Source organism: Fusibacter sp., from assembly GCF_057447755.1.
Window position 1 is genome coordinate 20,985 of sequence record NZ_JBVBZF010000011.1, and the last position, 8,629, is coordinate 29,613.

The following is an 8,629-nucleotide window of genomic DNA, read 5'->3' on the forward strand; positions in this document are numbered from 1 at the left end:
AGTTTTGACCCTAAATGATTATTTGTGTGAATGGTATGGTACAATGTGGGTATAAGGTCCATGTATACGTTGAAAAAAATATTTATTAAAAGTTTAAATAAGGGTATAATAGTTATTATAATACAGGAGTGGAGGGTTTGAGATATGATGCTTGATAAAAAAGATGGAATATTACTCGAAAGTGGGACGGGTGAAGTTGAAATACTTCATTTCACAGTGTCAGGAGAGCATTACGCAATTAATGTCGTAAAAGTTAAAGAATTATTGCAGATCGAAAATGTCTCGAAAGTACCAAATTCTCATCCAGCTATATCTGGTATTTCTCTGATTAGAGGTGAAATGATTTCCGTAGTTGACTTGATGTATGTACTTGAAAATCAAAAAAATCCAAAGGTAAGAGGTGGTATGACCTTAGTTTGTGAATTCAACAAGATCAAGGTTGGCTTTGCGATAGATTCTGTACTGGGCATACATCGTATCGGTTGGAACAAAATCATGAAGCCAGATGATATTACTTCTAATTCATTGATCATAGGTAATATTAATCTCAATGATCAGATTATTATGCTTTTAGACTTTGAAAAAATTGTGATGGACATCAACCCTAATACAGGTATAAATATGGAAAGGGCAAAGAACATTGCAGTCAAGGATCGTTCAAAGTTTAAAGTTGTTTTGGCCGATGATTCACCAATGATCCGTAAGGTTCTTTTAGACACTTTGACTTCAGCGGGCTTTACAAAGCTTAAATTCTTTGACGATGGCATGCAGACTTATGACTATTTGATGCTTTTGGCAGAGAAGAAGGGTGAGACCTTTGTAGATGATATTGACCTATTGATAACGGATATTGAAATGCCGCAACTTGATGGACATGCTTTAACAAGAAGGATTAAAGAACATAAAATTCTTAAAAAGCTACCGGTTATTATTTTCTCTTCTTTAATCACGGAAGATTTGCTCCATAAAGGTGAAGCTGTTGGTGCAGATGCCCAAATGAGTAAACCGGAGATCGAAAACCTAGTTGCTCTAATCGATAAAATGCTCAAAATAAGAGGTTAGAAATATTATTGAGATATAATTACAATCACATATTTTTCAGAATTTAAATGACGGATTATAGCCACTAATAAACCAAAGAACAGAACATATAAAACCCTAGTAATTGCAACGTGATTTTACGTTTGAACACTAGGGTTTTTTTATTTTTAAATCACTTATGTCTTTAATTTGTCTGTCATCCTCATATTAAGAACCTTATGTGTGAACATGTGTACATAAAAATTAAGTATTATTAAACAAAATATTTAATATCATATTGACGTCAATAAAATCATAAAGTATAATAAATCGAGTGAAAAGTTTAGTATTAATAAACAACAAAAAACACCATATAAATTTATTTTTTTTGAATAAAATTAGGGTGTTTTTAACATAAAAAAACACTATAATTCATATGAATTATTTTTGTTTTTTAAAACACAAAAAAAGGAGAATTGGTTGTGAATATTGGAGAAAAGATAAAGAGGCTTAGACTAGAAAACAACCTAACACAAGAGGAATTAGCAGATCGATGTGAACTTTCAAAAGGATTTATATCTCAACTTGAAAGAGATATGACATCTCCTTCAATAGCAAGCCTTGTGGATATACTCGAAAGCTTGGGGACAAATCTTCAAGAGTTTTTTAGTGAAACCGTGGAAGAAAAAATTGTCTTCAGAAAAGAGGATTTTTTTGAAAAAGAGGATGAAGAGGTTGGCTATAATTTAGAATGGATCATTCCAAATGCGCAAAAGAATATGATGGAACCAATCATGTTAACCCTTGCACCAAACGGCGCATATGATGCACATGATCCGCATGAAGGGGAAGAGTTCGGATTTGTTATTTCCGGGTCTGTGGTCGTTAGACTTGGCAGTAAGAAGTATGTGGCAAAAGCGGGTGATACTTTTTATTATAAAGCCAATAAGAGTCATGAAATCATTAACAAGGGCAAACGTGAAGCCGTTATTATATTAGTGGGAACACCGCCAAATTTTTAGACATTGGAGGGCGTCATGAGTGACAAAATTGTAATGGGGAGAAGCTTAACCAAAAGCTATAACGGCGTTGAAGTCGTGAAAGGAATAGATTTCTGGGTTAAAAAGAACCAATTTTTAACCATACTAGGGCCAAGTGGTTGTGGTAAAACGACAACACTTCGTATGCTTGCAGGCTTTGAGCGCCCAACAAGCGGACAAATATTTTTTGAGAACAATGAGATTACAGACTTGCCGCCTTATAAGCGTCAAATAAACACAGTATTTCAAAAATACGCCTTGTTTCCACATATGAACATATATGAGAATATTGCTTTCGGTCTTAGAATTAATAAAGTAAGTGAAAAGGAAGTACAAAAAAAAGTTGCTAAGATGCTAGAACTTGTAAACTTAAACGGTTTTGAAACGCGTAAAGTCAATTCACTGTCAGGCGGTCAGCAACAAAGAATCGCCATTGCCAGAGCACTTGTCAACGAACCTAAGGTTCTTTTGCTGGATGAGCCACTTGGTGCACTGGATTTAAAATTAAGAAAAGACATGCAAATTGAGCTTAAAAACATGCAAAAGGAACTTGGCATAACTTTTATATATGTAACACATGATCAAGAAGAAGCATTGACCATGTCAGATAAAATTATCATTATGAATCAAGGGGAAATTCAACAAATTGGTTCGCCAATTGATATCTATAATGAGCCGGAAAATGCTTTTGTTGCTGATTTTATCGGCGAGAGCAATATTATGGAAGGCATTATGCATCGCGATGAGCTCGTGAGTTTTGCGGACCGTGAGTTTAAATGTGTGGATACAGGCTTTAATCAAAACGAACCTGTTGATGTCGTCATAAGACCTGAAGATATTAAAGTCGTAAGTGAAGCGGATGGCATGATTAAAGGGATTGTTAAATCCGTGGTGTTCAAAGGGGTTCACTATGAAATGATTATTAAGGAAGCCCAAAGAGAGTGGATGGTCCACAGCACTCAAATGTCCGAAGAGGGGAGTGCGGTTGGACTGATGATACTTCCTGATGATATTCATATCATGAGTAAGGAGGTATTGGATGCTTAGAAAAATAGCGTCAACACCTTATTTGTTCTGGAGCCTGCTCTTTATAATTGTTCCTATATTAATGGTGGGATTTTTGAGTTTTACGCCAACTGAGACCAGCGGTGTTGTTGGCTTTACTTTTTCAAACTACATGCGCTTTATGGAGCCAATCTACTTGAAGGTGCTTCTAAGATCGGTTGAAATTGCTGTAAAGGCAACGCTAATCTGTTTTGTGATTGGATATCCAATGGCTATGATTCTTGCCAAAATGGACAGTCGCATTAGAAACTTGGCTGTAATGTTGTTTGTTGTTCCCATGTGGATGAATTTTTTACTAAGAACATATGCATGGATGACCATACTCGGTAAAAACGGTATTTTGAATAAAATATTATCGCTATTCCATATAGCGCCAATGACCTTTCTCTATTCAGAGGGTGCAGTGTTAGTGGGAATGGTCTATAACTTTCTGCCCTTTATGGTCTTGCCGATATACACCGTTTTGACCAAAATGGACAAGAGTTTAATCGAAGCGGCTGAGGATTTAGGCGGCAATAAAATTACAGTCTTCAGAAGGGTAATTTTTCCACTTTCAATTCCAGGTGTAGTGTCTGGTATTTCCATGGTATTTATGCCTGCGGTTAGTACTTTTGTTATTACCAACCTCCTATCGGGTGGTCAATATATGCTCATCGGTAACCTCATAGAGCAGCAGTTCTTAGCGGTTAACGATTGGCACTTTGGTTCGGCAATCTCTATGCTCTTAATGATTTTAATCCTCATCACCATGTCGATTATGAATCGATTGGGTGCTGGTGTTGGCGAAGAAGGGAGTGCTGGATTATGGTAGGTAAATGGATTAAGCGCCTATATACTTTTCTTATTTTTTCGTTTTTATATGCACCCATAGCTGTTTTAATTGTCTTTTCCTTTAATGATTCTAAGTCCACGGCCAAATGGGAGGGCTTCACTTTTAGATGGTATCAAACCCTAAGTGAGAATGGCTATATTATGAAGGCCCTCTATTACACTGTAATGGTTGCGATTGTATCGGCACTAGTGGCAACCATTATTGGCACCTTAGCGGCCTTTGGAATACACTATATGAAAACTTGGCGACAAAAGGTCGTTTTAAATGTAAACAGCATTCCAATTCTCAATCCAGATATCGTAACAGGGATTTCACTTATGACACTCTTCGTGGCGCTTAAGATGGAGCTGGGATTATTGACGATGATCATTGCGCATGTGACCTTTAATATACCTTATGTGGTCTTATCGGTCTTACCAAAGCTCAAGCAAATGCCAGGTGATGTTCTAGAAGCCGCAATGGACCTTGGCGCAACACCTTGGTATGCGTTTCGAAAAGTAATTTTACCTGAAATCAAGCCAGGGATCATAACGGGTGGTCTTATTGCCTTTACACTGTCGATTGATGATTTTGTCATAAGTTTTTTCAACACTGGGAATGGTGTAACAAACCTTTCTATAGCCATTTACTCCATGGCGAAACGCGGTATTAAACCTGAAATAAATGCACTTGCAACACTTATGTTTGTAGCGGTGCTTGTAATGTTAATCTTAATCAATAAGCGCACAAAAATCGAAGAAATTTAATATTGAAGAAGTTTTAAGCCTAATGTTTGAATGGAATCATTTAAAATCTGAGAGAGTATGTGTCATATAAATATTTAAAGAGAGGGAAGTGAAATCAATGAAAAGAAGTATTGCTTTATTACTAATAATGGCTTTAGTAGCAAGCGCATTTATTGGCTGTAAAAAAGAAGACCAAGTAGTGCTAAACGTTTATAACTGGGGGGACTATATCGACGAGAGTATTTTTGATACTTTTGAAGAGGAAACTGGTATTAAAATCAATTATGAAACATTTGCAACAAATGAAGAAATGTACACAAAGATTAAAAAAGGTGGCACTCAATATGATATCGCCATTCCTTCAGATTATATGATTGAAAAAATGATCAAAGAAGATATGCTTGAAAAAATTGACTTAAGTAAAGTGCCGAACTATGCGAATATTGATGATCAATACAAAAATCTCGCATTTGATCCCAATAATGAGTACTCAGTGCCTTATTTCTGGGGAACAGTTGGTATTATCTACAACACAAATTTAATTTCTGAAGAGATTGATTCATGGAATGCACTTTGGGATGAAAAATACAAGGGTATGTTTACCATGGTGGATTCTCAAAGAGATTCTATTATGGTAGCCCTTAAAAAGTTAGGTTACTCAATGAACACCAAAAGTGTTGCTGAACTTGAAGAAGCAAAACAAATGCTTATCGAGCAAAAGCCTTTGGTCTTGGCATATGCTGGTGACAATGTGAAAGATATGCTCATTAGTGAAGAAACAGCTATGGCGGTTGTGTGGTCTGGCGAAGCAAGCACAGTTATTCAAGAGTATGATTATTTCAAATATGCTTTGCCAAAAGAAGGCTCAAACAAATGGTTTGATAATATCGTTATTCCAAAAGGTGCGAAAAACATCGATGCGGCGCATCAATTTATCGACTTCCTCTGCAGAGGCGATATCGGTTTCTTGAACGCGGATTATGTAGGTTATTCTACATGTAACAATGAAACATTGAAGTTAATTGATCCTTCATTAATTGACACGACTTATGCATATCCTAAGGCTGAATGGACTAAAAACTTTGAAGTGTTTTTAGATCCGGGTGACTTTATTCAGGAATATGATAGAGTTTGGACTGAAATAAAGGCAAATTAAACATATAGGACTAGAGTTCTATTTGCGTAAATGATATAATAATGTTGAACAAAAGCCCAATGATTTGGGCTTTTTATGTATGAGAATTTTGGAGGTGAATACCTTGATCATAAATGGAAGTGAAATTGCTAAGAATATTAAAAATCAAGTGAGACAAAGTATTATTGGTAGCAAGCGTGCCCCCAATGTGGTTGCAATCATGCTAGGTGAGGATCCTTCTGCAGAATCCTACCTTAGAATGCTTGAAAAAACTTGCATGAGCGTTGGTTTTGGCTATGAAATTTACAGACTTTCTGAGAACATTTCAGAAGCACAATTGTTATCTGTCATTGAAGAGAAGAATAAAGATGAATATGTAGATGGCATTTTGGTTCAAATGCCATTACCGTCGCATATTAGCGAAGAGAAAGTCATTATGCAGATTGAACCTACGAAAGATCTTGACGGTTTTCACCCCATGAACGCAGGCCGTCTCTTTAAGGGTGAAAAAGCGACGAGACCATGTACGCCACTTGCTGTGGTAACCATTTTAGATGCTTTAGATATTGATTTAGATGGTAAAAACGTCGTTGTCATTGGCAGAAGTAATATTGTGGGTAAACCATTATCGGTAATGCTCATGCATAAGAATGCCACTGTAACGGTTTGCCATTCACATACTCAAAACCTGATTCAACATACGCAATGTGCAGATATTGTTATTTTGGCAGTTGGTATTGCAGGTTTCCTTAAAAAAGAAATGGTTTCAGAGAAGACCATTGTAATCGATGTTGGTATGAATGAAGTGGACGGAAAGCTCGTTGGGGATGCGGACTACGAAGCACTAAAGGACTATGTAAAAATGATTACGCCAGTACCTGGTGGTGTTGGACCTGTTACAAATGCTGTTTTACTTTTGAATGTGTTAGAGCACTTTCAGTTTTAGTTAAGGAATTGTCGTGAATTTTTTTAAAGGGGAAGGGATTGTCGTGAATATATTTGGTGTAATGTTAGCGATTGGATCGGTTGTAGGGACCGTATTGTATTTTTTGAATGAACAAAAAGACAGCATACCAATTGATCCTTATCATGATTATGAGGAGATACTAGACGCTGCATTGGCATACAAAGAGCAACATGATGAATATGCAAAAGAATTTTCAAAGTTATCACCCTACATTGAAAAAATGGAAATTAAGGCATCTGGTCGTTACGGCCTATCTCTCGATGGTAAATTCTTGACCATATTAAATCTAAGAGAAGATGAGGCAGCAAAACTGATAAATGAGATTGGTGGTGAATCCTATATTAACGGGAGATTCACCTATTTGACATTAAGGCGAAAAAATGAGCTCAGTAAAATAAAGCCGATTGCTCATTTTAACATCAAACCTGACTCTAAGATAAACACGACAACGGTAATTCAATATGATACCAGCGGCTGTATCGCTGAAGACAATGAGATTACAGAGAAAAAATGGGAAAATAAACAGGTGACCTTCAGAGAGCCTGGTACTTACACCATTAGACTTAAGATCAAGGATAAAAATGGTAACTGGTCTGATAATTTTGAACGTGATGTAAAAGTCACTGAAGAGATGGGCATTAAGAGTATAGAGTGTTATGATTCAACTATGTTTGTAATTTATAAGAATGGCCGTGTTTTATCAAAGGGTAAAAATGAGTTTGGTCAATTGGGGATCGGAAATTTAAATGCTTTATCGGAGTTAAAATATAATAATCTTTACGATGGTGTATCACAAATTGCTTGTGGTGAGAACTTTACAATTTTTTTACTAAATGATGGAACCTTATGTGCAGCTGGTACCAATCGTCTTGGTGAACTGGCATCAGGTGATAAAAATGCCTCTAGGACTCTTAATGTTATTTGGGGCCTTGAGAATATCAAACAAATCGCAGCAGGTAAGCATTTTGCAGCGGCACTTGATTTTAGTGGGAACGTCTATGTTTGGGGTGATAACTCTGAAAACCAGCTGATGAAGGACGATATCGCAGAATCCACCATGCCAATCAAGCTTGAAGGTGTGGAAGGTATTAAGTCTATTGCACTAGGGGCCAATTTTGGATTTGCAGTGAAGTACGACGGTACTGTGATTGGTTGGGGAGACAATTCCCATGGTCAGCTGGCTCTAGGCTTTAAAGGGCGAATTTCAGAACCGGCGATGACGCTCTATAAAAATACTGCCTTTATGACAGCCGGCGAAAAATTTTCAATTTCAGTTTCTGAGAGTGGAAGAGTCTATGGTGCTGGTAACAATGCTTACGGGCAGCTCGGCACAAAGGGCAAGGCTGAAATTTTTTTCCCATCAGAGGTCTTGAAAGTAAAGGATATTGCAGTAGCACATGCTAAGGAATCCCTTGTGGTGGCCATCAATCAAATTGGAAAAGCCTTTATATGGGGTAATTTTAACGCACCGGGAACAAAGGCTATTTATGAGCCAGAGGAACTAGCAGGGGTAAGTTATATCTCACAAGCGTCCAATACGGGTAAAAAATGTTACCTCTTGGATGGTAGTGATAAATTACAAATTATTTCAGATATGTCTGGTAAAAACGAAACAAAACAATTTTACCAAAATTTCTATGACTTTTATGACTTGGAGCTTAAATCAAAATAAATAGTTTAAAGCCACAATTTTTTATGTATAATAAAGGTAAGAAATAACAAAGAATAGGAGTGATCGGGATGAGGGAGAGAAGAAAAGCACACAGAATACCTTACAAAGCGGTTATGACAATTGATGAAGTATATAATCAACAAGATGTCATCAAAGAGTCTAGAGAAATTCCA

Annotated in this window: 8 protein-coding genes; all 8 read left to right on the forward strand. The window is 36.7% G+C overall.

The features are described from left to right. Positions 1-144: 144 nt before the first annotated feature. The 8 genes from AC220I_RS04910 (at position 145) to AC220I_RS04945 (ending at position 8,456) form a co-directional block, all read left to right on the forward strand. Positions 145-1,062 (forward strand): chemotaxis protein, encoded by a 918-nt coding sequence (locus AC220I_RS04910; protein WP_486722712.1) that lies wholly within the window; start codon positions 145-147, stop codon positions 1,060-1,062. Between the two features lie 440 nt (positions 1,063-1,502). Beyond that, entirely contained in the window at positions 1,503-2,042 is a 540-nt protein-coding gene (locus AC220I_RS04915; RefSeq protein ID WP_486722713.1) for a helix-turn-helix domain-containing protein, read from the forward strand. 15 nt (positions 2,043-2,057) lie between these two features. Beyond that, entirely contained in the window at positions 2,058-3,107 is a 1,050-nt protein-coding gene (gene potA / locus AC220I_RS04920; RefSeq protein ID WP_486722714.1) for a spermidine/putrescine ABC transporter ATP-binding protein, read from the forward strand. Next, positions 3,100-3,936 carry an ABC transporter permease gene (locus AC220I_RS04925; RefSeq protein WP_486722715.1) on the forward strand — a complete coding sequence of 279 codons (837 nt, stop codon included), beginning with the start codon at positions 3,100-3,102 and terminating at the stop codon, positions 3,934-3,936. The genes potA and AC220I_RS04925 overlap by 8 nt, the downstream gene beginning before the upstream one ends. Continuing rightward, complete coding sequence (locus AC220I_RS04930) at positions 3,930-4,703, forward strand: ABC transporter permease (RefSeq protein ID WP_486722716.1); 774 nt, start codon at positions 3,930-3,932, stop codon at positions 4,701-4,703. Before AC220I_RS04925 ends, AC220I_RS04930 begins: the two co-directional genes overlap by 7 nt. A 97-nt stretch (positions 4,704-4,800) precedes the next feature. Continuing rightward, complete coding sequence (locus AC220I_RS04935; protein ID WP_486722717.1) at positions 4,801-5,838, forward strand: ABC transporter substrate-binding protein; 1,038 nt, start codon at positions 4,801-4,803, stop codon at positions 5,836-5,838. Between the two features lie 79 nt (positions 5,839-5,917). After that, a complete protein-coding gene (locus AC220I_RS04940) occupies positions 5,918-6,763 on the forward strand; it encodes a bifunctional 5,10-methylenetetrahydrofolate dehydrogenase/5,10-methenyltetrahydrofolate cyclohydrolase (RefSeq protein WP_486722718.1) in 846 nt (281 codons plus the stop codon). Positions 6,764-6,776: 13 nt separating this feature from the next. Continuing rightward, positions 6,777-8,456 (forward strand): hypothetical protein, encoded by a 1,680-nt coding sequence (locus AC220I_RS04945; protein ID WP_486722719.1) that lies wholly within the window; start codon positions 6,777-6,779, stop codon positions 8,454-8,456. Positions 8,457-8,629 lie beyond the last annotated feature (173 nt).

Bases quoted from the DNA above. Each gene is read 5' to 3' on its own strand.
- AC220I_RS04940 (WP_486722718.1), top strand. From the start codon at position 5,918: ATGAGAATTTTGGAGGTGAATACCTTGATCATAAATGGAAGTGAAATT.
- potA (WP_486722714.1), top strand. From the start codon at position 2,058: ATGAGTGACAAAATTGTAATGGGGAGAAGCTTAACCAAAAGCTATAAC.
- AC220I_RS04925 (WP_486722715.1), top strand. From the start codon at position 3,100: ATGCTTAGAAAAATAGCGTCAACACCTTATTTGTTCTGGAGCCTGCTC.
- AC220I_RS04910 (WP_486722712.1), top strand. From the start codon at position 145: ATGATGCTTGATAAAAAAGATGGAATATTACTCGAAAGTGGGACGGGT.
- AC220I_RS04930 (WP_486722716.1), top strand. From the start codon at position 3,930: ATGGTAGGTAAATGGATTAAGCGCCTATATACTTTTCTTATTTTTTCG.
- AC220I_RS04935 (WP_486722717.1), top strand. From the start codon at position 4,801: ATGAAAAGAAGTATTGCTTTATTACTAATAATGGCTTTAGTAGCAAGC.